The sequence below is a fragment of the Ruegeria sp. BHSA191 genome (assembly GCF_059613325.1).
In genome coordinates, this window is sequence record NZ_JBXWSH010000004.1 from 20,006 (window position 1) to 43,784 (window position 23,779).

General features: G+C 62.1%; 19 protein-coding genes and 1 tRNA gene. 8 read left to right on the forward strand and 12 right to left on the reverse strand.

The annotated features are described in order from the left end of the window. Positions 1-37: 37 nt before the first annotated feature. From AC2FNS_RS05435 to AC2FNS_RS05465, 7 genes are all read right to left on the reverse strand, one after another. Positions 38-1,249, reverse strand: a complete 1,212-nt coding sequence (locus AC2FNS_RS05435) for an ABC transporter permease (protein WP_496713628.1) — start codon at positions 1,247-1,249, stop codon at positions 38-40. Between the two features lie 5 nt (positions 1,250-1,254). Continuing rightward, complete coding sequence (locus tag AC2FNS_RS05440) at positions 1,255-2,529, reverse strand: ABC transporter permease (RefSeq protein ID WP_496713626.1); 1,275 nt, start codon at positions 2,527-2,529, stop codon at positions 1,255-1,257. 76 nt (positions 2,530-2,605) lie between these two features. Beyond that, on the reverse strand, positions 2,606-3,700 hold the full coding sequence (locus tag AC2FNS_RS05445; RefSeq protein WP_496687336.1) for an extracellular solute-binding protein: 1,095 nt from the start codon (positions 3,698-3,700) through the stop codon (positions 2,606-2,608). Positions 3,701-3,800: 100 nt separating this feature from the next. Then, entirely contained in the window at positions 3,801-4,901 is a 1,101-nt protein-coding gene (locus tag AC2FNS_RS05450; RefSeq protein ID WP_496678447.1) for an ABC transporter ATP-binding protein, read from the reverse strand. 129 nt (positions 4,902-5,030) lie between these two features. After that, positions 5,031-5,747: a maleate cis-trans isomerase family protein gene (locus AC2FNS_RS05455; protein WP_496678446.1), complete on the reverse strand. Its 717-nt coding sequence runs from the start codon at positions 5,745-5,747 to the stop codon at positions 5,031-5,033. Next, on the reverse strand, positions 5,744-6,889 hold the full coding sequence (locus AC2FNS_RS05460; RefSeq protein WP_496712691.1) for a M24 family metallopeptidase: 1,146 nt from the start codon (positions 6,887-6,889) through the stop codon (positions 5,744-5,746). Before AC2FNS_RS05460 ends, AC2FNS_RS05455 begins: the two co-directional genes overlap by 4 nt. Further along, positions 6,886-7,929 (reverse strand): pyridoxal-phosphate dependent enzyme, encoded by a 1,044-nt coding sequence (locus AC2FNS_RS05465; protein ID WP_496803795.1) that lies wholly within the window; start codon positions 7,927-7,929, stop codon positions 6,886-6,888. The genes AC2FNS_RS05460 and AC2FNS_RS05465 overlap by 4 nt, the downstream gene beginning before the upstream one ends. Before the next feature lie 241 nt (positions 7,930-8,170). Here AC2FNS_RS05465 and AC2FNS_RS05470 point away from each other — a divergent pair. After that, positions 8,171-8,256, forward strand: a tRNA-Leu gene (locus tag AC2FNS_RS05470). 25 nt (positions 8,257-8,281) lie between these two features. Here AC2FNS_RS05470 and AC2FNS_RS05475 read toward each other — a convergent pair. Beyond that, a complete protein-coding gene (locus AC2FNS_RS05475) occupies positions 8,282-8,779 on the reverse strand; it encodes a hypothetical protein (protein WP_496712690.1) in 498 nt (165 codons plus the stop codon). Further along, entirely contained in the window at positions 8,772-9,485 is a 714-nt protein-coding gene (locus AC2FNS_RS05480) for a response regulator transcription factor (protein ID WP_496712689.1), read from the reverse strand. Before AC2FNS_RS05480 ends, AC2FNS_RS05475 begins: the two co-directional genes overlap by 8 nt. A gap of 644 nt (positions 9,486-10,129) precedes the next feature. On the opposite strand from AC2FNS_RS05480, the gene AC2FNS_RS05485 reads away from it, so the two are divergent. The 5 genes from AC2FNS_RS05485 to AC2FNS_RS05505 all read left to right on the forward strand — a co-directional run bounded on the left by AC2FNS_RS05485 (position 10,130) and on the right by AC2FNS_RS05505 (position 18,466). Beyond that, complete coding sequence (locus AC2FNS_RS05485) at positions 10,130-12,421, forward strand: hypothetical protein (protein ID WP_496712688.1); 2,292 nt, start codon at positions 10,130-10,132, stop codon at positions 12,419-12,421. Between the two features lie 132 nt (positions 12,422-12,553). Then, entirely contained in the window at positions 12,554-14,515 is a 1,962-nt protein-coding gene (locus AC2FNS_RS05490; protein WP_496803796.1) for a type I secretion protein, read from the forward strand. Positions 14,516-14,997: 482 nt separating this feature from the next. Further along, the gene (locus AC2FNS_RS05495; protein ID WP_496712693.1) at positions 14,998-16,842 is read left to right on the forward strand and encodes a type I secretion system permease/ATPase; all 1,845 of its coding nucleotides are present in this window, start codon (positions 14,998-15,000) and stop codon (positions 16,840-16,842) included. A gap of 13 nt (positions 16,843-16,855) precedes the next feature. Beyond that, a complete protein-coding gene (locus AC2FNS_RS05500; RefSeq protein ID WP_496687347.1) occupies positions 16,856-18,196 on the forward strand; it encodes an HlyD family type I secretion periplasmic adaptor subunit in 1,341 nt (446 codons plus the stop codon). A 93-nt stretch (positions 18,197-18,289) separates the two neighbouring features. Further along, complete coding sequence (locus AC2FNS_RS05505; protein WP_496712686.1) at positions 18,290-18,466, forward strand: hypothetical protein; 177 nt, start codon at positions 18,290-18,292, stop codon at positions 18,464-18,466. 12 nt (positions 18,467-18,478) lie between these two features. On the opposite strand, the gene AC2FNS_RS05510 is transcribed toward AC2FNS_RS05505, so the two are convergent. Then, a complete protein-coding gene (locus AC2FNS_RS05510; protein WP_496712685.1) occupies positions 18,479-19,279 on the reverse strand; it encodes an alpha/beta fold hydrolase in 801 nt (266 codons plus the stop codon). 47 nt (positions 19,280-19,326) lie between these two features. Here AC2FNS_RS05510 and AC2FNS_RS05515 point away from each other — a divergent pair, with 47 nt between their 5' ends. Beyond that, positions 19,327-19,701 carry a hypothetical protein gene (locus AC2FNS_RS05515; protein WP_496678406.1) on the forward strand — a complete coding sequence of 125 codons (375 nt, stop codon included), beginning with the start codon at positions 19,327-19,329 and terminating at the stop codon, positions 19,699-19,701. Between the two features lie 66 nt (positions 19,702-19,767). On the opposite strand, the gene glyA is transcribed toward AC2FNS_RS05515, so the two are convergent. Beyond that, positions 19,768-21,063 carry a serine hydroxymethyltransferase gene (gene glyA, locus AC2FNS_RS05520; RefSeq protein WP_496803797.1) on the reverse strand — a complete coding sequence of 432 codons (1,296 nt, stop codon included), beginning with the start codon at positions 21,061-21,063 and terminating at the stop codon, positions 19,768-19,770. Between the two features lie 169 nt (positions 21,064-21,232). Between glyA and AC2FNS_RS05525 the strand changes: the two genes are divergently transcribed. Beyond that, on the forward strand, positions 21,233-21,994 hold the full coding sequence (locus AC2FNS_RS05525) for an NAD kinase (RefSeq protein ID WP_496678402.1): 762 nt from the start codon (positions 21,233-21,235) through the stop codon (positions 21,992-21,994). Between the two features lie 255 nt (positions 21,995-22,249). On the opposite strand, the gene AC2FNS_RS05530 is transcribed toward AC2FNS_RS05525, so the two are convergent. Further along, the gene (locus AC2FNS_RS05530) at positions 22,250-23,698 is read right to left on the reverse strand and encodes an amidase family protein (protein ID WP_496678400.1); all 1,449 of its coding nucleotides are present in this window, start codon (positions 23,696-23,698) and stop codon (positions 22,250-22,252) included. Between the last annotated feature and the right edge of the window lie 81 nt (positions 23,699-23,779).

The window sequence follows — 23,779 nt, forward strand, 5'->3', positions numbered from 1 at the left end:
TGAACAGAAAAATCGTTAGATCAGCAAATGCCGCCGGTCAAGCCGGTGTCAGCCCGCGCAGACGTTCTGACCGCCGCCGCAGCAGCTCGACCGTGGTCAGCAGCGCGATCGAGATGACGACGAGGATCGTGGCCACGGCCAGGATGGTGGGGCTGATCTGCTCGCGCAGGCCGGTGAACATCTGCCAGGGCAGGGTCTTCTGGCTGGCCGATCCGACGAACAGCACCACGACCACCTCATCGAACGAGGTGATGAAGGCGAACAGCCCGCCCGAGATCACACCGGGCAGGATCAGCGGCATCTGAATCTTGAAGAAGGTCCGCACCGGACCCGCGCCCATGTTCGCGGCGGCCCGCGTCAAAGACCGGTCAAAGCCCACCAGGGTGGCGGTCACGGTGATGATGACGAAGGGAATGCCCAGAACCGCGTGGGCCAGGATCACCTTGAGGTAGCCCACGAAGGTCTTGTTCATGCCCAGAGTGCCCTCGAGGAACCGCCCGATGTCGCTGTAGAAGAAGAACATGCCCGTGGCTGAGATGATCAGCGGCACGATCATCGGCGAAATCAGGATGGCCATGATCGCCCGCCGCCCGGGCACATGCGACTGGCTCAGACCGATGGCGGCCAGCGTGCCCAGCGAGACCGAGATGATCGTGGCGATGGGCGCGATGATCAGCGAGTTCTTGAAGCTGCGCTGCCATTCGTTGTTGGTAAAGAAGTCCTGATAATGCTTCAGCGAGTAGCCCTCGGGGTCCAGTCGCAGCATTTCCGGGGTGAAGGTAAAGAAGTCCTGCGCGTTGAACGACAATGGCAGTACCACCAGGATCGGGGTGATCAGGAATACGAAGATCGCGCCGCAGATCACTCGGAACAAGTAGTGATAGAACACCTGCTGCGCCGTCAGGTAAGGCAGCAGTTTGCGGCGATACCGGCCCTCGTACAGCCAGTATGTGAACCAGACAAAGAACCAGCCGCCCAGCAGACCCAGAATACCGCCCGCGATGCCCGCGAACAGAAAGCCAGCCAAGCCGAAGCCAAGGATGTTTATCCAATAGGCCAGCCGCTCGCTCTTCAGCAGCGCGATGTAGATCCAGGCAAGCCCGGCGATCAGAATGGCGCCGCCGATCATGCCGGTCGGCACCGAACCGTTGCCCGCGCCGACAAAGATACCGGCGAAGGCTCCGGCCAGGGCGACGCTGGGCAGGACCATCGACAGGGGTTTGCGCGAAATCGGAGTCAGAGCGGCCATGTCGGTTATCCCAGCTTCACGTTGTCGATGCCCACGATCTTGTCGTAGACCCAATAGAGGATCAGAACCACCGCCAGCAGGATCGTTCCCAGCGCCGCGGCCAGCCCCCAGTTCAGCGACGACGAGATGTGGTAGGCGATCCGGTTCGAGATGAAGACGCCCTTGGTGCCGCCGACGATTTCGGGCGTGATGTAATAGCCGATGGCCAGAATGAACACGAGGATCGAGCCCGCCCCGATGCCCGGAATGGACTGCGGGAAATAGATCCGCCAGAACGTGGTCCAGTTCGTCGCGCCCATGGATTTGGCCGCGCGAGTGTAGGATGGCGGGATCGTCTGCATCACCGAATACATCGGCAGGATCATGAACGGCAGCAGGATATGCGTCATCGCGATGATCGTGCCGATCTGGTTGTTGATGATGATCAATCGCGCGTCATCGGCCACAAGGCCCAGCCAGACCAGCGTGTCATTGATCACGCCCTGTTGTTGCAACATGACCTTCCAGGCGGAAGTTCGCACCAGAAGCGATGTCCAGAACGGCAGCAGAACCAGGATCATCAGCATGTTCGACACGCGCATCGGCAGCGTCGCCAGCAGGTAACTGACTGGATAGGCCAGCAGTATGCAGGCGCCGGTGATGACCAGCGACATGAACAATGTGCGGCCGAACAGTTTTACCAGAATGCGCTTGTCTTCGGGTTGAGGCTGCGCGCCTTCGGGGGTACGTCGCATGTCAATTGCGTTCAGGAAATACCCATTGGTGATCGGCACCGCGTGGGTCTTGATCACCTGCCAAGTCTTCACGTCACCCCAGCCATCATGGATGTCGATCAGCTTATCCTTGAACGGCCCGTCGGTTTCGGGGTCCAGCTTTTTGATTTGCCTGCCCGAACGACGGAACAGCGACGACATGCCGGTCTCTTCATAGTTCAACCGCGTGCCAAGACGGGTATGTTCCTTGTTGTCGATCGCGACGATCATGTCGCGGACAAAGGCTTCGTAAACGTTTTCGTCCGGCAGTTCACCGCTTTTTTCGTCCCAGCTTTGCAAGGCCTCGACGGTCAGCGGCAGCGTGTCCTTTACGATGTTGTTTTCCACCGACCGGAACAGCATCGAGCCGATCGGGACGATAAACGAGACCAGAACGAAGATCAGCAAGGGGGCAATCAACAACAGTGCGCGCAGTTTCTGTCGCCTCAGCGAGCGCGCCAGAGACTGTTTCAGTGGCGTTCCATCCGCCGCCAGCATTGGCCCTGCGGTTTGGCTTGCGTCAGTCATTCGTGCCCCTTGGGTTAGCTTGGGTCGGGTTGGGGCGGCAGGCCGCCCCAACCGTTTTTAGTTGTGTAAGCTGCGCTTACTGCGCCAGCCACGCCTGGAATTTGGCGTCGATGTCATCGCGGTAGTCGGCCCAGAACTCGTAGTTGTACAGGAAAGTGTTCTGGGCGTTGTTCGGATCGGTCGGCATGTGCGGCGCCATGTCGATGCCCAGTTCGGCGTGTTGACCGACCAACGGGGCCGACGATTTGCGTGCCGGGCCGTACGAGATGTACTTGGCCTGATCCGCCAGACGCTGCGTGTCGGTCGCGAAGTAGATAAAGTCCAACGCGCGCTGCTTACGCTCGTCGCTGAGGCCCGCGGGAATGATCCAGCCGTCCAGATCGAACACCTGCGCATCCCACAGCATGGCGACGGGCTGCTTCTGCTCTTCGATCAGGCTGAACAGACGGCCATTGTAAGTCGAGCCCATGACGACCTCGCCATCGGCCAGCAACTGCGGAGTGTCAGCCCCGGCTGACCACCACACGACGCTGTCCTTGATGGTGTCCAGCTTCTTGAGGGCACGGTCCTGACCTTCGTCGGTTGCCAGAACGTCATAAACTTCGTCCTTTGCCACGCCGTCGCACAGCAGCGCCCATTCCATGTTGTTGATCGGGCGCTTTTCCAGCGAGCGCTTGCCCGGGTAGGCCTCGAGGTCGAACACGTCGCAGATGTCGTCCGGCGGCGTGTCGCCGACCAGATCGGTGCGATAGCCGAAGGTGGTCGAATAGACGATCTGCGGGATGAAGCAATCACTGACCAGCAGATCGCCGAAATCCTCGGATGCTGTGGTGCCATCGGGTGCCGGGGCCAGTTGGGTGTCCGGGTCGATTTCCATCGCCAGACCTTCGTCACACAGGCGAATGGCGTCCGAGGCGACCACGTCGACCACATCCCATGTGATGTTGCCCGCCTCGTTCATGGCGCGCAGCTTGGCCACGGCCTCGGCCGAGCTTTCATCCCAGACGATGTTCACGCCCGGGTTCATTTCCATGTACGGCTCGGCATAGGCTTTTTGCTGCGATGCCTGGTAGGCGCCGCCCCAGGACACGAGGGCCATGTCCTGGGCCGAAGCCGCGCCGGCCGTGATGGCTGCGGCCGCAGCCGACAGCAGGAATTTTGTTGGTTTCATGTTCAGCTCCCAGTTTTCCCCGTTGTTGTCACTGGTCGACCGACGCACGGGTTTTCGTCGGCCGATCCTTCCAAGTTGACCGTCTGGCGCGGCAGGACGCTCACGCGTCCAGCGCGCGACAGTCTCGTGCCAGCCAGCCGATCTCGATCTCCTGGCCGGGTTGCAGGCGGACCGCATCCGGGGCGTTGCGGGTCTTGACGATGAACTCGTCATTGCCGGCCACCGACATGCGGAAACGGAATACGTCGCCCATATAGATGAACTCGCGAACCACCGCCTTGAGCGTATGCGCGTCCGGGCTCAGACGATCCTTGTTGAACTCGACCCGCTCGGGCCGGATCGACACCTTGGTGCGCTCGCCGGGCTGGCGGACGTTGATCGGCACCGCGTCGATTTCCGATCCGTCGTCCAGGGTCACGATGCAAGTGTCCCCGTTGATGGACTTCACCACACCTTCCAAGGTGTTGTTTTCGCCGATGAATTGCGCGACGAAACTGTTTTCCGGTTCCTCGTACAGTCGATCGGGCGGGGCCAGCTGCTGGATGCGGCCGTCATCGAAGACTGCGACACGATCCGACATCGTCAGCGCCTCGGTCTGGTCATGGGTCACATAGACCGTGGTGATGCCCAGCTCGTGTGCCAGGCGGGTAATCTCGAACTGCATGTGTTCGCGCAGTTGCTTATCCAACGCGCCCAGCGGCTCGTCCATCAGCACCAGTTCCGGCTCAAACACGAGCGCCCGCGCCAGGGCGATGCGCTGTTGTTGGCCCCCCGACAACTGCGCCGGCCGGCGATTGCCGAATGCGCCCATCTGTACCATGTCCAGCGCCCGCTGCACCTTCTGTTCGCGCTCGGATTTGCCGATCTTGCGCACTTCAAGCGGGAACGAGAGGTTCTCGGCCACGGTCATATGCGGAAACAGAGCGTAGTTTTGGAACACCATGCCGATCCCGCGCTTGTGCGGCGGAATGTTGTTGATCGGCTTGCCGCCCAGAAGAATTTCGCCATGGGTGGCGGTTTCGAACCCGGCCAGCATCATCAGGCAAGTCGTCTTGCCCGAGCCCGACGGGCCCAGCATGGTCAGAAATTCGCCTTTCGGCATGGCAAGATTGAGATCTTTCACGACGAGCGTTTCGCCGTCATATGATTTTTGCACGCGCCGAAATTCGACAAACGCGGCGTCGCTGGTTGTTTCGGTCACAAGACCCCCTGTCGCGTCAATTCCAGATCCGGTTGGCCCGGATTCCATTGATCCTGCACCAAATTAAAACGTAGCGTCCGGCGGCTTGCAACCAATTTAATCGTCCCAGCGCAGAAACGACCGTGAGTTTCACGGGAACCGATCATCGTTTAGCCGTGCCATATGCCATGCAAGCGCCGTGTTGCTGGACAGGACCGGCTTGCGGATGAGGGCCTGAACGTGAGGGATCGCATCCAGGGTTCGCAAGTTCGTGCAACTCAGAAATACCGCATCAACCGCGCTGTCTTGCCCAAGTGCAACCGCCGCCTCGACGATCGACGAACACGAAATCCGCGCCACTTTCGACTCTTCTGCCACGCAGAAAGTGCCGAATACATCGGTCGAAAGCCCGGCGGTCGAGAAGGCTGTCCGCAACGAGTCGCTGACTTCCTCGACATAGGGGGACAACAGGGCAAACCGCGAAACGCCCAAGTCGCAAGCGCGGGCGATCGTCGCGCGCAGTGGGTCGGTTACCGAACGGGTGACGCAGGATCCGCGGACAAGAGATTCGACCTCGGCCGATCCGATCACCGAACTGGCCGACGTGCAGCCATAGCCCACAACGCCGTATTCGCGGCCCTTCGGAAACAGGTCCGCGGCCGCCGGCAGGGCCTGCTTCATTCGGCTCAGCGTCTGGGGTGTCACCTCCAGCCCGCTGGGGATGCGCGCAACATGAAGCGGTGCGGAGCTTTCCGCGAACAGACGCCTGAAGTCGCCTTCGATGGTTTCGTCGGCCTGCAGAACGATCAAGCCCATCGGTCGGTTGGCGTGGTCTTCCACGTCGAGTGCGTAGGGCAATGTGGTCATATCCGGGGCACCTCGCGCCCGGCGCGCGGGCTAAGAAACCGGGCGCCGTTCTCGGTGATCACAATGTTTTCTTCGTGAACGAGAATCCCGCCCGGGACGGCGATACCCGGTTCGAGCGTCAGCACCATCCCTGACCGCAGAACCGTTGTGTCGGTGGGAATCAGCGATGGCCATTCGGTCAGGGACATGCCCAGCCCATGCCCCAGGCGCCCGGCCTGGGTGCCGGGTCCGCCATCGGTCAGAATGTCGTTCATCGCTTGGAACAGGTCTGCGGCCGTCGCTCCGGGCCGTGCCGCGCCAAAACCTGCTTCGATCGCGTCGACCAACCGCGCATGCGCCGTGCTGACGGCCGGTTCGGGCGGGCCGACCGACCAGTTGCGGTCGAAATCGCAAAAGTAGCCGTCCCATACCAGACCGGTGTCCAGCATCAGTATGTCCCCTGGCGCCAGGGGGCTCTCGGACGCGGGCGAGATCACGTCGCCATAGCCGCCATGGCCAGCCCCACCGGCAAGGTACGGCACCCAATCGGCCCCCTCCTCGAGGCACAGCATCTGGAAGGCGCGGAAAACCTGCGCCAGCGGCACACCTGCGGATGCAATTTCGGGCACCCGGTCGAAGGCGCGTCCGGCTATAGCGCAGGCGGTCTGGATCTTGGCGATTTCGGTGGCGGATTTAACCATCCGCAGGTCGCGCAGAATACCGTGATCGCCGGTGATCCGACGTTGGCCGATTTGGTCCTGCAACCGACGGAAATCGGACAGAGGCATGCGCAGATGGGTTTCGTGCCCGTCGGGGCAGCCGATCCGGCCCTTGTCGGCCACGACTTCGCGCAGCGTGTCGGCCAACAGCGATACGCCGTCGTCGGACAGGTCGGGTGCGCTCCAGGTGCGGATGTCTTTGATCCAGGTTCGCCCCATCAGCGCGGCCCCGATCGACGGGATCACGGCGACAGGGTCGCCCTGGGCCGGGATGACCAGAAACCATGGACGCGTGGGGCTTTCCCAGAACCGGGTAAGAAACCCCGAGAAATACCGGACTTCGGGCTCCGTGGTCAGAAGTAGAGCATCGACCTCGAGTTCTGCCATCCGACGTTGTGCGCGCTGGGTGCGGGCCTGGTATTCTGTTCGGTCGAACCCCCTCATGCGGGTCGCTCGGTCAGGATGCATAGTACGCGGTCATCGGTGCCTATTTCCAGGGCCGAGCGCATTGTGTCGTCCATGACCGCAGCAAGCCCCGCGCCGCCCGAAGCCGTGGTTGCAAGCCCGGCCCGCGCCATCGCTGGAAGCTGCGCGACGACGTCCTCGTCCGTCACAGTCAGGAACACATCAGCATCCCGCGCGAGACCGTTCAGTGCGATTAACGAAGGTTCCTTGCAGTCCAGCCGCCCCATGATGCTGTCCGGGCCGTCGGCAAACACGCATTGCCCGGCGGCGATACTTGCCTGAAGGGCAGGCGCGGCGTCAGGTTCCACCACGACGATCCTGGGGACATCACCCCAAACCTTGCGGAAATAGGCCGCCGCCGCGGCAGCCATGCCGCCGACCCCGGCCTGCAACAGGATCACCGTCGGCACCTCGGGGCATTGCCCGACCGTTTCGACCGCCATCTGCAGATAGCCCTCCATCAGCAGATGAGGCAGGTCGGTGTATCCCTCCCAGGAACTGTCCGACAGCAGGGTCCAGCCATTCCGCGACGCGGCAGCGCTGGCGGCGGACATGCTGGCGGCATAGTCATTCCCCGCCCGGACGACACTGGCCCCTTGATCACGCAGGCGCTCGGCAAAGCTTTCGGGTACCGTGTCCGCGATGAAGACGACGGCCCGGGCGCCGAAGACGCGCGCACCGGCCGCCATGCTGAGCCCGTGATTGCCGGCGCTGGCGGTGACATAGGTGCGCCCATTCAGGGTGGTGCCGTCGGGTTGCCCGGACACAGCATTCGCGTGACTTGCGATCACGTAGGCTGCGCCCAAGGCCTTGAACGACCCAAGATTCATCCGCGCACGCTCGTCCTTGATCCAAAGGCTGGCCACGGGCGCCAGCGCGCTGCCGTCCACCAGAGGAGTGCGGGACGCGACCGGACACCGGGCGATCAGATTCGACACCTTTTCAGGATCGGTCGATGGGTATGGGGCCGATGGTATCAGCTTGGATCCGCCCCTATGTTCGTTCTTGGCGACTTGCATCTCGGTTTTCCAGAATGTTCCGGATGACGAGATGCGACGCGGTTCGTTCTGTCAAGGCGACTTCAGCCTTCATATGCGGGAATCCTCGATCTGGCTGGGTTCGGGTGGGGGCCAAGGTTGATGCACCCACTACGCCGAGAACCCGCCGACGGTGCCCCTTCCCTCACGGGCTTTGCAATCCCGCAAGTTAGCTGTAAGTGTTCCGCAGTTCGGCCCCGGTGCTTCGCTCCGCTGGCCGGTTGCGGGCGTGATGGAATGGTAGACATATCGGACTTAAAATCCGAAGGCCTTGGCGCCGTGTGGGTTCGAGTCCCACCGCCCGCACCACCAACCGGTTTCACTGTCCTTTGCCCTAGACAGGAAACCCTAGCCTGGAAATCAGGCTCCAGATGTCCCTGTTGGCGGCAGACAGTTGGGCCAGAACATCTTCGATGTCGGCCAACGCCTGATCGTCGACGGTGTCTTCCCGACCCAGCTTGATGTCGGTCTTGCGGTCGGCGATGCGCATCAGAATTGTTTTGGGGTTCCCGCTTTCCTGATCGAAAGAATAGATGCAGTGGTTGAACCGGTTGCGTATCGCCGACAACCGACCGAGGCGTCGGGTATGCAAAAGGACGGGGTCGCGCACGTCGGCCGGACGGCCGTCCATCTTGGCCAGACGTTCGACCAGGTCGATGCGCGCGCGGGTCGTGTTCAGAGTCAGAAAGATGATGACAGCCACATCCTTCGAAGTGCCCGACAACCCCGCGATCAGGTGTATCAGCAGGCTTTCGGTGTTCGTCCACATGTAGTTCAACCGTCCGACCAGCAGGATCAGGCGATCGAATTTTTCTTCGAACCTGTCAGTCACGGCTGGCCTTTCCGTTCGCTTGTGGCGCGGCCTCGAAATAGAAATGCGCGGCGGCGGTCCGGTTGCTGACTCCGATCTTGCCCGAAACGTTGTGGACATGCAGTTTCACCGTGTGTTCGGTGATGCCGAGTTGCGCCGCGATTGCCTTGTTGCTCTTGCCTTGCGAGACGAGATCCAAGACCTGCAATTCCCGAGGAGTCAGGGTGGAAAGCAGGTCACCGGGCGCATGTCCGGTCGAGCGCGCCGAGACCTGAGGCTTCTGCTTGTCGTCGGGATCGGAGCGGGCGGCAGGTTGTGTCATGCAGGTCGCGACAAAGCCGGGAAGGTACAGTTCCTCGTGCATCAGCAGCCTCAGGATTGCCCGCCAGGCATCTGGAGCGATGTTCATGGGAAGATAGCCGATCGGGCCATGTGTGTCGCGTAGCCAGTTGTTGAACAGGGTCAGAGCCATCTCCTCTTTGCGGTAGGCGAAAGCCAGGCACCCGGACCGCGCTGCTTCGGCATAGGCTTCGGGGCGGGTCAGCAGGTCATCAAGAAGGATCTGGTCGACCACAAGGATCTTGCCGGACCCAGAGGTCACCTTTTCTGCTTCCGACAGGTAAGCGTCCAGGGTTTCGAAGCGATGGGCCGCGACGCCGAATTCGTTCTGGACGTTTCTGAGCGTTTGGTTGGAAAAAAATATTTCTTTTCCAAGAAAGACAATCATGAAGTCTTCATTTTCAGAAATTGTGTCTGAAATCAGATTCCCGGAAGGCATTCGAAATTACCTCCTCAAACCAAGTGACCAGGCGGTTTCACAATATTTTGCGATCGGGCGCGTACGTAATTCGATTAGTCAAATTCAATGAATATCTTATACCAGAAGGTAGTGGTTTTTTCAACATTTTATGCCTGTTCAATTTAGGGTTTATAGAACTTTTGCATAGGATATTTGGTAGGGCTTGTGGCGTAAGTCGCGGGAAATAATGGGATAATTATTTACGCCTCGGTTCGGTCCTTCGTTCGTCTCGGGACCACGAGAAAACCGGGTCTGTCTTGAAAAACATCATGAAAACAGAAGCTTGATCGAAACTGTGCTTTCGGCCAGCTAGTCAGGCGCGCTCTTGTATGTAGGCTATTCGACGCCTCAATTACCGAGGCTCTGATACAGACGTGACTGCGCTGCGCAGTATTTCGCGCATCAAGGCAGTCCCGGATTCGGCTTGGCCGAGAAAGGGGGGCACGACATCCAAACACCACAGACGCGTATCCGCGCAGATTTGGCGGGACTACGCGAATTTTTGACTCAATCGCGCCGAATGCCGTTTTGTAGATGAATTGCGGTCTGGCGCTCCGAAAAAGGATATTGAAATGCGACGCAATGTTAACAATACTAACGTCACGACCGTCGACGAAATCAATGTTGAAAATCTGGACGCTCCGATCAACGCGGAAATTCCCATCGAGGAAGCTTTCATCGAGGCCGACCTGACCGCGCAGCAACAGCAGCAGGGTCAGGATGTCTCGAATGCCGCGAACAATGCGGACAATCAGGACCAGTCGCAGACCTCTGACAATGACAATTCGCAGGGTCAGGACCAGGGTCAGGGCCAGGATCAGGGCCAGGATCAGGCCCAGCAGCAACAGAACACCAACGGTGGTGACGACAGCAACTCGAACTCCAACAACAATGCGATCAACATCGACTTCGGCGGTGGCGAATGGATCCCGCGCGATGATGACCAGGTTGATCTGGATGTCGGGGACTCGGCCTCGATCGGTGATGTGATCACCGGCGGCCGCGATGTGAACTATGATCCAGGCGACGATCTGAACCTGGACATCTCGCTGAACGGTCCGGGCAATGACATGTCGTCGATCAACAACCAGCTTGCCAACCTCAGCGACGACGACACGCTGGATTCGGTTTCGCTGTCCAATGACGGCGAGTTCTATCAGAACGGCAGCGCGACCGGCGGCAACGCCCATGCCGAAGAGGGCATCGGCTCGTCTGTGGCCGGTGGCGATTCCGGCGCAGGCGGCACCAACAACGGTGGCTCGGCGGATGGCGATACCAGCGGCAGCCACGCGTTTTCGATGGGTGGTCATACCGGCAGTGCCGACAGTGATGCGGCTGGCGGAACAGGTGGCGCAACCGGTGATGCAAGCAACGGCAGCATGGGTCTTGGAATGTCCGGTGCGCATGCCGACGGTGACAGTGCCGGTGGCGATGGCGGTGCTGCCGAGAGTGCATCCAGCTCGGACAACGCAGGCACATCCAGCACCGATGGCGACTCGACCGGCGGTGACGGTGGAAGCGCCGATTCGACCTCGCACGCGGCAGGCATGGGCATGTCGGGCGCGAGCGCGTCGGGCGATGCCGATGGCGGTGACAGCGATTCGGATTCGACAGGAACCGGCGATGGCAATGCCGACAACTCGACCGATGCTTCCGGCGCCGATGGCGGTGACGGCGATGCCGCCGCCGACGGTTCGGCGTCGAACAGCAGTGATGCTGACACCGAAGCCAACGACGCGACCGCCGGCAGCAATGCCGCAGAAGGCGCGGCTGACAGCAGTTCCGACAGCTCGGCCGACGGCGATGGCGGTGACGGCACCGGTGGCGACGGCGACGGTGGAGATGGCACCGGCGGCGACGGCGACGGTGGAGATGGCACCGGTGGCGATGGTGAAGGTGGTTTCTCGGCCTTGGTCGAAGCCGCGATCATGGCGCTGCAGGAAGAGATCCTGGGTGTTGATGCCGAAGCTGGCGAAGGTGGCGACGGAACCGGCGGTGACGGCACCGGTGGTGACGGCGACGGCGGTGACGGAACCGGCGGCGCGGGCTCGGGTGGTCCGGGTACCGGCGGCAGTTCCGCGGCGGATGCCGACTCCCAAGGTGTTGGCGATCAGAGTGCCAGCGGGCCGGATATCGACCAGAGCCCGGGCGACGTGAATGGCGCGGCCAGCAACTCGCAAAACGCCAATGCCAATGGTGGTGCCGGTGGTACGAACGACGCTGACGGGTCCTCGACCGGAACCGGTACCGGGACTTCGGCTGCGGATGGCGACGGCGGAGCCGGTGGCACGACGACGCCCACGGCAAGCTCGTCCGGCAGCGGCGCAGGATCGGCGGATGCTGCGAACACCGCAGGAGCAGGCGGGGCGTCGGACGTCTTCGGCGACTCGGATGTGAACGGCGCGGCCGACAGCTTGGCCGAAGCCATCGCGGGTTACGGTGGCGCAGCCGACTCGGACAACGACGCCGACTCCGTCGGATCCGGCAGCGCCGATGGCGCAGCCGGCTCGGGCGCGGGCGGGGCCGGTGGCGCATCGGCCGCCAATGGCGGCACCAGCGGCTATGCCATGGGCCAGTCCACGGCGGGCGACACCATGGGCGGCACCGTCAACGGTGGCAGCGCAGCCGGCGCCTATTCGGGTGATGGCGGCGCGGCCGGCAACGGCGGCACCTGGGGTTCCAACAACGGCGGCGATGGCATCGTCACCGGTGAATCCTACGCATCGGCGGCTGCGGTGGTCGATACCTCGGCTTTCAACCAGTCGATCGTCATGGGTGCCAACGTGCTTGGCAACTCGGTCGACACGACGATGGTCGGCGGCTCGATGACCTCGAGCTACGCCAGCGACGACACCGAGGCATAAAGCCAACTTTGCCGAGGGCCGCTTTACCGGCCCTTGGGTTTTGACGACATTGCCGGGGCCGTTCAGGCGGCCCCGGCCCAGCACAGCCGAAACCGGAAATTTCCGCCGGTGAACGCGACAGGGAACATTCAGATGTCACTAGACAGCATTACTGAAACAATTGCCCATTTCATCGGAACCTTTGAACTGACCATTGAACAGGCCCGCCTGCGCGACCAATACGACGAATTTACCGCGCTGCGGCGGAAGGTGGACCTTGATGAACTGGAAGACCCGACGCGGATCCAGATCAAGGCCGAACTCGAACTGGCGCCCAGGGATTACGATGCGCTGCCGTTCCGCTTTCCCGCTCCTCCGGCCGACCCGCAGCTGCCGCCGGCGCCGGATGGCCCCTCGATCAAGACCGAGATCACCATCGGTACCCCGCCCGCGCCCGGTCGCATTCTGCCGGACTCGGAACTGGCGGGCAGTGGCCCGGAATACATCGTGCTGCGGCCCGAGCTGACAAGCGAAGTGATTGGCGCGGCGGTGACCTACACGTTCCAGACCATCGTCCTGAGCGACAACGACACCGTTGGTGTCGGTGATTTTCGCGATGTGGGGCTGATGACTGCTCAGGCCGAGGCCGCGCTCGACACCGCGCTGTCGCTGCATGCGATGGCCGCGCCGTCTTTTGCGATTTCCGACTATGCATCTGCGGAATATGTCCAGGACCTAGCCGCCCAGATGCAAGCGCCGCCCGGCACACATGTCGAAGGCGCCACGGTTCATCAGTTCCACGGAGACGACGCGCAGGGCGTCATCGTAAATGGGCAACACGTGGCCGAGGCACCCGTCTGGAGCGATCTTTTGCCGGCCTATCACCAGCCCGACGAGACGTCAGATGAATTGCCGCTCTCTGTGGCCGTTCCCGCCGAGTGGGACCAGTCGAAAGATCCCGAGTTCGACGACGGCCACACTGTCGTCGCCGGTGGAAACCTGGCCATCAACGAGGTCGCATTGACCGTGGGATGGGTGGATGCGCCCTTCATCGCAGTCGGAGGTCAGGCGGTCAGCCTGACGGCAATCAGCCAGGTCGCGCTTGTGTCCGACATGGATGTCGGCACGCCGGGCGGGGGCTCGGGCACGATGGTTGTCCAGTCGTCACAGATCGACACGCAGTCCAACCCGGCGCCCTGGCTGGCCGGAACCACCTCGGCCGCGGGCACCGGTAGCCAGCCGGCACAGATGACGGTCGACTGGATCCACGGCGACCTGGTGGTTGCGAACTTCTTTAAACAGGTCATCGACGCCACCGACATCGACCACATCCAGGCCGACATTTCAGCGTCTTCGACAATGTACGCCCTGGGAGCCAACCAGATGGTCAACGTGACCGATGTGGTGCAACTGGGCAGCTTCTATGACCTGATCATGATCGGTGGCGACATGGTCTCGGTCGACATGCTGTTCCAGACGCTGGCGCTGGTGGATGACGACATCGTCTCGGGCGGGCTGGCGGAAGGCGCGTCCGCAGGCGCGGACGGCAACCTGTTGATGAACCAGGCCTCGGTCACGGGGCAGGGGCAGGATACCCAGCAGGCGCTGGACGCGGGCCTGGCCAATGCGCTGGCCATGGAAAAGATGGACATGACAGCGCTCGAGGACGCACTGCTGAACGATCCGATGTTCGCCGGCATGGAACAGATGCGCGTGCTGAAGATCGACGGCGACCTGATGCAATTGAATATCGTCCAGCAGGTCACGATGCTGGCCGATCAAGACGATGTTTTCCTGTCCGGGCCGCATGCGGCCAGCACCGAAGTCATTGCCGGGTCGAATGCCATGTTGAACGCGGCCAATATCAACAAGCTGGGCGTCGACTCGACCGTCATGGCCGCTGGCGGCGCCTATTCCGATCTGTTGCTGCATCAGGCCAGCCTGATCGACACGCCCGACGACCAGATCAGCCCGGCCCTGGCCAACGAGGCGATCGCCATTCTGATGGATGACGCGATGACGGCGGCAGCGGGCGCTGGCGCCGTGACCGGGCCGGACCTGACGCCGACGGAGGTACTGAATTCTCATGATGGCCTGCAGACCATGCTGGCCTGATTTGCCTTTTTTGTAGCGAGTGACCGGAAGTTCAGTTCATGTCGATTGTATTTTCATCGTGCCGTCCCCGATATGCCAGCCCGCTCGACAGGTCAGGAGGTGGTCGGCCCCTGACCCTCAAACCGGCTGACAGAGTGCCCGACAAAAGCCGCAAGGAACCCGCTCCGATGTCCTGTCTGAGATTGGGAAAAGAAATGCGTGTCACAGGCGACCTGGCACCTGGGAGCGGCGGCGTCTCCGACGGTGTTGCGGCCGCGAAAAAAAAGCCCCGAGCGGCCAGCAAGTCCGGTGGGGAAACCACCCGGAAAACCGATCAGGCGACCCGGACCGATGCCGGCAGGGTTGCGCAAGACAAACACCGCGCCGGTTCTTCCCCTCGGCGCAACCTGTCGTCTCCTGCGGCTGTAACCGCCGGAGATGACGCTGGGGTGGCCGATGCCGACGGCCCCGATCCGCACCGTGTCCAGGCACCGACTGCGCGAATGACCCCCTCGACCCAGTCTGGTGAAACGGAGCGCATGGGCACCACGATCGAAGGCGAAGCCAACAAGCCGCTGCTGCGCACCGGAACCGGCGGCGGCGACGGCAAAGGCAAAGGGCCACCCCAGACCTTCCACAAACGGACACCGCCGCAGGATTTTCAGCGCACGTTGCAGACGTCGATGCGCGCCATCTGGCGCAACCTTGCCTTCGTGTTGGTCCTGACCTGCGCGACAAACATCCTGATCCTGGCGATCCCGATCTATCTGTTCCAGATCAGCGACCGGGTCCTGACCAGCCGGTCGCTGGACACGTTGATCATGCTGACGGCGATCGTTGCCGGCGCGGTCATCTTCCAATCGGCCTTCGACGCCGTGCGCCGGTTCATGCTGATGCGCACGGGGGTCGAGGTCGCGGCCCGTCTGGGGGCACCGATTCTGAGTGCGGCGGCTCATGCTTCGCTGCACGGGACCGGGCGCGAATACCAGACCCTTGGTGATCTTCAGCAGTTGCGGGGCTTTCTGGTATCGGGAACCTTGATCTCGTTTCTGGACGTGCCGTTCGCGCCGCTGTTCATTCTGATGATCTTTCTTGTCCACCCCGAACTGGGAATGATCGTGGTGGTCACGGCGCTGATCCTGATGACGATCGCGCTGATTAACCAGAGAATGACGGCAAAACCCTTCGCCGAAGCCAATAAGGCGCAGTCCATGGCGAACCAGCACCTGGACTCGATGGCCCGGAACAGCCAGATCATCAACGCCTTGGCCATGATCCCCGAAGCGGTGCGCATCTGGGGCCGCGACACGGCGTCGTCGCTGACATGGCAGGTGCGCGCGCAGGATCGCAACGTGATCTTTGCCGCCATTTCGCGCACCGTACGCCTGTTGACCCAGATCGGGATACTGGGCTGGGGTGCCTTTCTGGCGCTGCAGGGCGAAATCACCGGGGGCATGGTCATCGCCGCATCGATCATCGCGGGGCGGGCATTTGCCCCGATCGAAGGCTCAATCGAAGGCTGGAACACCTTCCTGTTGACCCGAGGCGCCTATGGCCGGATCCGAAACCTTTTGGCCAATTCGGCACTGCAGTTCGAAAAACTGCGCCTGCCGCGCCCCGAGGGCCGCCTGGATGTGGAAAGGCTTTTGTATGTGCCCGGCGGAACCAAGCGGGTGGTACTGAACGGGATCAACTTTTCGCTCAACCCCGGCGAGACGCTGGCGATCATAGGCAATTCGGGCGCGGGCAAGACGACGCTGGGCAAGACGCTGGTGGGGTCGATTCTTCCGACCTCGGGCAGCGTGCGCCTGGACCTGATGGACATCCGAAACTGGGATCCGCGCCAGTTCGGCGAAAGCATCGGGTACCTGCCTCAGGACGTTCAGCTGTTTCCGGGAACGATCAAGGACAATATCGGCCGCATGCGTGCGGATGCCACCGATGAACAGATCCACGACGCCGCGGTTCTGGCCGATGTGCACAACATGATCGCAACGCTGCCTCAGGGCTATGAGACTGTGGTCGCGGCCGATGGCTCGCCGCTGTCGGGCGGGCAGAAACAACGCATCGCCCTGGCGCGTGCGTTCTTCGGCAACCCCAGGCTGGTGGTTCTGGACGAGCCGAACTCGAACCTAGACGTGGCGGGCGACAAGGCGCTGGCGCGGGCCATCGAACAGGCCCGGTCCAACAAGATCACCGTTGTCGTGATCACGCAAAAACCTGCGCTGTTGAACGTGGTGGACAAGATCATGCTGCTGACCGACGGACGCGTGGCGCTGTTCGGGCAGCGCGAACAGGTGTTGCAGCAATTGGCCGGGTCGCGAAAGCAGCCCGAGTTGAAAGGCTGACAAGGGGGCAACGATGAACGAAATCGCGAAGATCGATGATCCGACACTTTGGTATGCCGAGGTTCCCAGATCCATCAGCCGACTGATCGTATTGGGAATGATCCTTCTGGTCACCTGTTTCGGCGGGTTTGGCGTCTGGGCGTTCAGCGCGCCACTGGCGGCGGCGGTCATCGCCCAGGGCAGTTTTGTGGCGACCGGGCGTAACAAGATCGTTCAGCACCTGGAAGGAGGAATTATCGAGGACATACTTGTGTCCGAAGGTCAGACAGTGAAGGCCGGTCAGGTGTTGATGACCCTTGACCAGACCTCGGCCGAGGCAAATCAGCGCGAGCTCTATGTGCGCAAGATGCGCCTGCAAGCGATGGTCGACCGTCTGCTGGCCGAATATGGAGAGCGCGAGAAGCTGGTATTCTCGCACGAGCTGATCGAAGCGTCGGACGATGTCGAGGTGATGACGATCCTCGACAACCAGCGCCTCAGCTTCGAGGTGTCGCGCAAGACCTTACTGAACGACATCGCACTGCTTGAACGCAACATCGAGGCGCTGAAGATCCGGGTCAGCGGGTTCCGTGCGCAACTTGAAAGCATGGAACGCCGCCGCGACATCCTGCAGGAAGAATACGAGACCAAGAAGTCGCTGTATGAAAAGGGCCTGGTCCGAAAAGGTGAACTGAACACGATCCGGCGCGTTCAAGCCGAGGCGGATGGCCAGTTGGCCCGGCTGCAGTCCGAGGCGTCGGAAATCGACCAGATGCTGCTGAAATACACCGAACAGATCGCCCGGACCCGGTCGGCCTATCGCGAGGCTGCCCTGGACGAGCTCAGCGTTGTCGAGGCCGACCTTGAAAGCGTGCGCGAAAAATCCCGGCAGGCCAGCAGCGTCCTTGCGCGCGCGGTTGTACGGGCGCCGGTGGACGGTACGGTCGTGCGTCTGCACTATCACACGCCGGGCGGCGTGATCGAAACCGGTGAGCCGATCGCCGAAATCCTGCCCGCGGATGCGCCCCTGATCATCGAGGCCCAGATTCCCCGCACCGACATCGACAGCGTTACGACGGGCCAAACCGCGACCGTGCGGCTTGTCGCGTTGAACCAGCGCACCACGCCCGTTCTGACCGGCGAGGTCTTCTATGTTTCGGCGGATGCGGTTCTGGAAGAGGCCGGCGGCATTCCCAAGGAAGTCTATCTGGCGCGGGTCTCGTTGCCGCCCGAGGAGTTGGATCGGATCCGTGGGTTTGTCCCGACACCGGGCATGCCGGCCGAGATCATGATCCAGACCGAGGAACGCACCTTTGCCTCCTACATTGCCAAGCCGGTGGTCGACAGCATGTCACGCGCCTTCCGCGAACAATGATGGGCCGCGCTTTTGGGATCTTGTTCCAGATCACGGTTTCCGTTTTCTGAATGTGTCATGATCGGCCTGATCGTTCACAAAGGGTGGTGACACATGTTGCGGCTTGCGTTCCTGCTGTATTCGCTGATTGCCACCGCGCTGGCGGGGTCGGCGGTCATTGCGGTTCTGGTGGCCGGTTTCGTCTCGGTTCAGACGATTCTTGCCGGTGCCGCCATCGGCGCGGTGGCGGCTGCGCCCGCGTCGTGGCCCGTGGCCAGGAAGCTGTATTGACCTACGCGGTTGTCAGGCGTTGAGAAACGTCCTGACGGCGGCTTCGAACTCTCTGGGTTTCTCGGCGTGCAACCAGTGTCCCGCACCGGGTATCTTGGCGAAACGGGTGTTGGGGAACAGCGACCTGATCGTGTTGCGGTGTTCCGGCCGGACATAGTCCGACTCGGCGCCCGACAGGAACAGCGCCGGGCCATCCCAAACTGCGTCAATATCCGGAAAGCCCATGATTCTGGGCATTTCTTTTGCCAGCACGTCCAAGTTCAGCCGCCAGCGTTTCCCGGCTACGTCTAGTGACTGCGTGAAAAAACTTTGCAGGGCCTTTTCGACGCCCTGTTCGGCCAACAGCCGTTCGGCATCGGCCCGCCGATGAACCTGCGCCATGTCCACGGCGCGCATCGCTTCGATATAGGGCATCTGGCTGTGGCCGTAGGTCACCGGCGCGATGTCGGCCACCACCAGCTTGTTGACCCGTGCGCCATGGGTCAGGGCCAAGGTCATGGCCGCCTTGCCCCCCATCGAGTGCCCCAGCACGTCTGCCCGCCCGCCCAGGTTGTCGATGACCTCGGCCAGATCGTCGGCCAGGGCCTGATAGTCGTGCCGGTCATCCCATTTGCTGTAGGCGTGGTTGCGCATGTCCACGGCCACGACCTGCCGTTCGTCGGCCAGTCTTCGGGCAATAACCCCCCAGTTCCGGGCCGATCCGTACAGGCCGTGGGCAATCAGCAGGGGCGGGAGCGATGTCGGGTCGCCATGTATGATCGTGTTCAACATGGCGTACTGATACCGCCAGCCAAACCCGACAGCCAGCCCCATTGTCGCGCCGCATCGGCAAGGCTAGATTGTCGGCTCAGGAGGCGCGGATGTCGCAGGAAACCGAAATTCAAACCCTGATCGCCCAGACCATCGCCCTGCTGCGGAAAAAGCTGGGCACCCGGGGCAAGACGCTGGCCGAGTCGGTGCGGCGCGCAAAACGGCGACTGCCGCGTCGCGTCTACAAACAGGCGATGGAACTGGCCCGCGCCGAACCGATGGCCGCGCACCCCCGGTTGCGCCTGATCCTGGACACGCCTCGGCTGGAAAAAGCCGCGCACGAAGTCCAGGCACATCTGCGCTCGATCAGCCTGGCCGATCGCCGCTGGGGCTGGTTTCTGGACACCCTTGGGGCGTTGTCGTTCAACCTTTTGGCACTTGCCGTTCTGGTGCTGGTCTTTCTGCTGTGGCGCGGCCTGATCTAACGCGGACATCGCCAAGAAAAATGGCGCCCAGCGGGGCGCCATTTCAGGTCAGGGTCGCTGACGAACTCAGAGGTTGGGATAGATCGGGAACCGGGCGCACAGCTCGGCCACCTGGGCCTTGACTTTGGCCTCGACCGCATCGTTGCCATCCTCGCCGTTGGCGGCTAGCCCGTCGACAACTTCGATGATCCAGTCGGCGATCTGACGAAACTCCGGCTCGCCAAAACCGCGTGTTGTGCCGGCAGGTGAACCCAGTCGGATCCCGCTGGTCACGGTCGGTTTTTCGGGGTCGAACGGCACGCCGTTCTTGTTGCAGGTGATGTGCGCGCGGCCCAATGCCTTTTCGGTCGCGTTGCCCTTGACGCCCTTGGGGCGCAGGTCGACCAGCACCACATGGGTGTCGGTGCCGTGGGTCACCGTGTCCAGACCGCCCTTGATCAGCTGATCCGACAGCGCCTGCGCGTTGGTGATCACCTGCTTGATGTAGTCTTTGAATTCCGGACGCAGCGCTTCGCCAAAGGCGACGGCCTTGGCCGCGATCACATGCATCAACGGGCCGCCCTGAATGCCGGGGAAGATGGCCGAATTCACCTTCTTGGCGATCGTTTCGTCATTGGTCAGGATCATGCCGCCGCGGGGGCCGCGCAGGGTTTTGTGCGTGGTGGTCGTGGCCACATGCGCGTGCGGGAAGGGCGACGGGTGTTCGCCTGCTGCCACCAAGCCCGCGAAATGCGCCATATCCACATGCAGGTAGGCGCCGACCATGTCGGCAATCTGACGCATGCGGGCAAAGTCGATCTGGCGCGGAATGGCGGAGCCGCCGGCGATGATCAGCTTGGGCTGGTGTTCTTTCGCAAGCGCCTCGACTTGGTCATAGTCCAGCATGTTGTCCTGCTTGCGCACGCCGTATTGCACCGCGTTGAACCACTTGCCCGACTGGTTGGGCTTGGCACCATGGGTCAGGTGGCCGCCGGCATCCAGGCTCATGCCCAGGATGGTGTCGCCAGGTTGCAGCAGCGCCTGGAAGACGCCCTGATTGGCCTGCGACCCCGAATTCGGTTGAACATTGGCGAATTCGCAGCCGAACAATTGCTTGGCCCGGTCGATGGCCAGGTTCTCGGCGATGTCGACGAACTGGCAGCCGCCATAGTAGCGACGGCCGGGATAGCCTTCGGCATATTTGTTGGTCATCACCGAGCCCTGCGCCTCCATCACGGCTGCCGAGACGATGTTTTCCGAGGCGATCAGTTCGATCTCGTCGCGCTGACGGCCCAATTCAGACCGGATCGCGCCGTACAGTTCGGGGTCGCGCTCGACGAGAGGCTGGGTGAAGAAACCGTTATCACGAAGGTTAGCGTTCATGGGCGCTCCGCATGGCTGAGGTTGGTTTGGCGGATTTCCTATAGGAAACCGCGCAAATGAAAAAGACTTTAAAGCGACGAATTGGCCTTCTGCGGCGTCAAGTCTGGCCTAAGGGGGAAAGGTATGTTTGTTTCGGAACCAAATGCGCAGCACCGGAAACCAACAGAACATGACAAAGAGAATCGCTTTTCTCGCCAGCGACGCGGATGTCGCACAAACTGCGCGCAGCACGCTGGTGGACCGTTACGGCAACGCCGCGCCACGGGACGCGGATGTCATCGTGGCGCTGGGCGGGGACGGGTTCATGCTGCGCACGCTGCACAATACGCAGCATCTGGACGTGCCGGTCTATGGCATGAACCGCGGAACCATCGGTTTCTTGATGAATGAATATGACGACGCCAATCTGCTGGACCGTCTTGCCGCCGCCGAGGAAGAGGTGATCAATCCTCTGGCCATGCGCGCGATGGACCAGTCCGGCAAGCTGCACGAGGCCCTTGCGATCAACGAAGTATCACTGCTGCGGGCCGGACCGCAGGCCGCACGCCTGCGGATCAGCGTCGATGGGCGTCTGCGCCTGGCCGAACTGGTGTGCGATGGAGCGCTGCTGTCTACGCCCGCCGGGTCCACCGCCTACAACTATTCGGCGCATGGGCCGATCCTGCCGATCGGTTCGGACGTTCTGGCCCTGACAGCGATCGCAGCCTTCCGGCCGCGCCGGTGGCGGGGGGCGCTGCTGCCGAAAACGGCGCATGTCCGGTTCGACGTGCTCGAGGCCGACAAGCGCCCGGTCATGGCCGATGCCGATTCGATCTCGTTCCCGGATATCGACTGGGTCGAGATCCGCTCCGAGCCCAAGGTGCGGCATCGCATTCTGTTCGATCCGGGCCACGGGCTGGAGGAACGCCTGATTTCCGAGCAATTCACCTGAAGGCATGGGAAAACAGAGATTTGGCCCGCTTGTGTGATGCAGTTCACAGGACGCGGAAGATCAATGTGATACTCTCAATTTGCCCGGAGAACGCGCCAAGGTGGAAGTGAGTGGCCGCCTGAAAATGGTGTTTTCGAATGAATGCGCAGATTATGCGCTGGCGAGAGTGGGTGGTGCTACGCTCGTCATCAAAAATCCGGGCTTATTTAAGTAGGCGGGCCCCGGGCACAATACCCCGGGGTCTATTTTTTGGTGTCAGCCGGCCTGTTCGGCCGGGTCCATGCGGCCCCATAGCGTTTCGCACATCCGGCCCACGCGTGCCTCGATCGCGGCGGCGGCGTCAACGGCCAGATCCTCGCGCCAGCGGCGGGCTGCGATTTGAACATTGATGGGTTGCGGGCCGCTCGGCAATTCGGCCAGCCGTGCCGGCACGCTGGCGGCCGGAAGGCCCAGAAAGTTCATCGCATAGGAATAGACCGCGCAGCCCAGCACTTCGTGCACGCCTTCCGAGCCTTCCGTATCACGGTCGGGTCTGAAAAAGGGTTGCGGTAGGAAGGGCGACAGCACCAGCGGATAGTCCTCCATGAACAGCGCCCATTCCCGCGCATGGTGGCTGCGCTGCGCCAGTGCCCGGATCAGGTCCGGGCCCGTGATCGGGGGAAATTCCTGGAAGTAGGTGGCAAAGATGCGTTGGATGGTCTCGGATCCGGCCGCCTCGACATCGGCTTTCATCAGGGTCAGAACCTCGCCCATCAAGGCGCGATACCCGAGCCGTCCGCATTCGAAAACGTTCGGAGGGTCGATCTCATCAACGGTGTACCCAGCATCAACCAGTGCATCGCGGGCCGTGTTCAGCGCCTTGTCGACCTCGGGGTGGAGATCGTAACCAAAAGTGTTCTTGGTGAAAGCCACCCTCGGCTGCTGGTCAGGCTCGGCTATGCGCCATGGCAGCGGAACGTGAAACGGATCGCGCGGATCCGAAGCGATCAGGCTGGGCATTGCCAGGTGCAGGTCAGCTGTGCTGCGGGTGATCAGTCCTTGCACCGACATCAGTTGCGCCAGCAGACCGCGTTCGGCGGTTTGGCTTGGGTTCCATGCTGGGACGCGGCCAAGGCCCGGCTTGACCGTCACCGCGCCAACGGCCGAGGCCGGGAACCGCAGGCTGCCGCCGATATCGTTGCCATGCGCCAGGGCACCCATGCCGGTCATCACAGCCACGCCTGCCCCGCCCGAGGAGCCGCCGGCCGAGATATGTCGGCCCCAGGGGTTGTGCGTGCGCCCATACAGCGGGTTGTCGGTATCGGCGCGGAATGAAAACTCGGGCGTGTTGGTCCGGCCGATCACCACCGCCCCGGCCTTCAGCAGGTTCGACACGACGGGCGCATCGTCGGGGGCAATCACATCTTTCAGAGCGGCCACACCATTGGTCGTGGCATGGCCTTTTTGGTCGATATTGACTTTGATCGTGACGGGAACGCCGTGCAGAGGGCCGATCGGTTCGCCGCGCGCCCGCGCGGCGTCCAGCGTCCGGGCGCGCTCCTGCGCCTCGGCGCTAAGGTCTTCGACGACGGCATTCAACGCCGGGTTCAGCGCGTGCATCCGGTCGATCGCACTTTGTACAGCCTCAGTTGCGCTCAGGTCCCCGGAACGGGTGCGGTCTGCCAGTTCGGTGGCGCTCAGGCGCCAGATGTCGTCATTTGCCATATGCCCTCCGTCAAGGGCACAGTAGGCGGTCTGCCAAAGGTTGCAAGCCCGCAGGGCAGGGCGGGCGGCCCAAGGCCGCCC

What these genes read in the sequence shown, in the direction of transcription:
- AC2FNS_RS05435 (WP_496713628.1), bottom strand. Translation starts at nt 1,249, where the DNA reads ATGGCCGCTCTGACTCCGATTTCGCGCAAACCCCTGTCGATGGTCCTG.
- AC2FNS_RS05440 (WP_496713626.1), bottom strand. Translation starts at nt 2,529, where the DNA reads ATGACTGACGCAAGCCAAACCGCAGGGCCAATGCTGGCGGCGGATGGA.
- AC2FNS_RS05445 (WP_496687336.1), bottom strand. Translation starts at nt 3,700, where the DNA reads ATGAAACCAACAAAATTCCTGCTGTCGGCTGCGGCCGCAGCCATCACG.
- AC2FNS_RS05455 (WP_496678446.1), bottom strand. Translation starts at nt 5,747, where the DNA reads ATGACCACATTGCCCTACGCACTCGACGTGGAAGACCACGCCAACCGA.
- AC2FNS_RS05460 (WP_496712691.1), bottom strand. Translation starts at nt 6,889, where the DNA reads ATGAGGGGGTTCGACCGAACAGAATACCAGGCCCGCACCCAGCGCGCA.
- AC2FNS_RS05465 (WP_496803795.1), bottom strand. Translation starts at nt 7,929, where the DNA reads ATGCAAGTCGCCAAGAACGAACATAGGGGCGGATCCAAGCTGATACCA.
- AC2FNS_RS05480 (WP_496712689.1), bottom strand. Translation starts at nt 9,485, where the DNA reads ATGATTGTCTTTCTTGGAAAAGAAATATTTTTTTCCAACCAAACGCTC.
- AC2FNS_RS05485 (WP_496712688.1), top strand. Translation starts at nt 10,130, where the DNA reads ATGCGACGCAATGTTAACAATACTAACGTCACGACCGTCGACGAAATC.
- AC2FNS_RS05490 (WP_496803796.1), top strand. Translation starts at nt 12,554, where the DNA reads ATGTCACTAGACAGCATTACTGAAACAATTGCCCATTTCATCGGAACC.
- AC2FNS_RS05495 (WP_496712693.1), top strand. Translation starts at nt 14,998, where the DNA reads ATGACCCCCTCGACCCAGTCTGGTGAAACGGAGCGCATGGGCACCACG.
- AC2FNS_RS05500 (WP_496687347.1), top strand. Translation starts at nt 16,856, where the DNA reads ATGAACGAAATCGCGAAGATCGATGATCCGACACTTTGGTATGCCGAG.
- AC2FNS_RS05505 (WP_496712686.1), top strand. Translation starts at nt 18,290, where the DNA reads ATGTTGCGGCTTGCGTTCCTGCTGTATTCGCTGATTGCCACCGCGCTG.
- AC2FNS_RS05510 (WP_496712685.1), bottom strand. Translation starts at nt 19,279, where the DNA reads ATGGGGCTGGCTGTCGGGTTTGGCTGGCGGTATCAGTACGCCATGTTG.
- AC2FNS_RS05515 (WP_496678406.1), top strand. Translation starts at nt 19,327, where the DNA reads ATGTCGCAGGAAACCGAAATTCAAACCCTGATCGCCCAGACCATCGCC.
- glyA (WP_496803797.1), bottom strand. Translation starts at nt 21,063, where the DNA reads ATGAACGCTAACCTTCGTGATAACGGTTTCTTCACCCAGCCTCTCGTC.
- AC2FNS_RS05525 (WP_496678402.1), top strand. Translation starts at nt 21,233, where the DNA reads ATGACAAAGAGAATCGCTTTTCTCGCCAGCGACGCGGATGTCGCACAA.
- AC2FNS_RS05530 (WP_496678400.1), bottom strand. Translation starts at nt 23,698, where the DNA reads ATGGCAAATGACGACATCTGGCGCCTGAGCGCCACCGAACTGGCAGAC.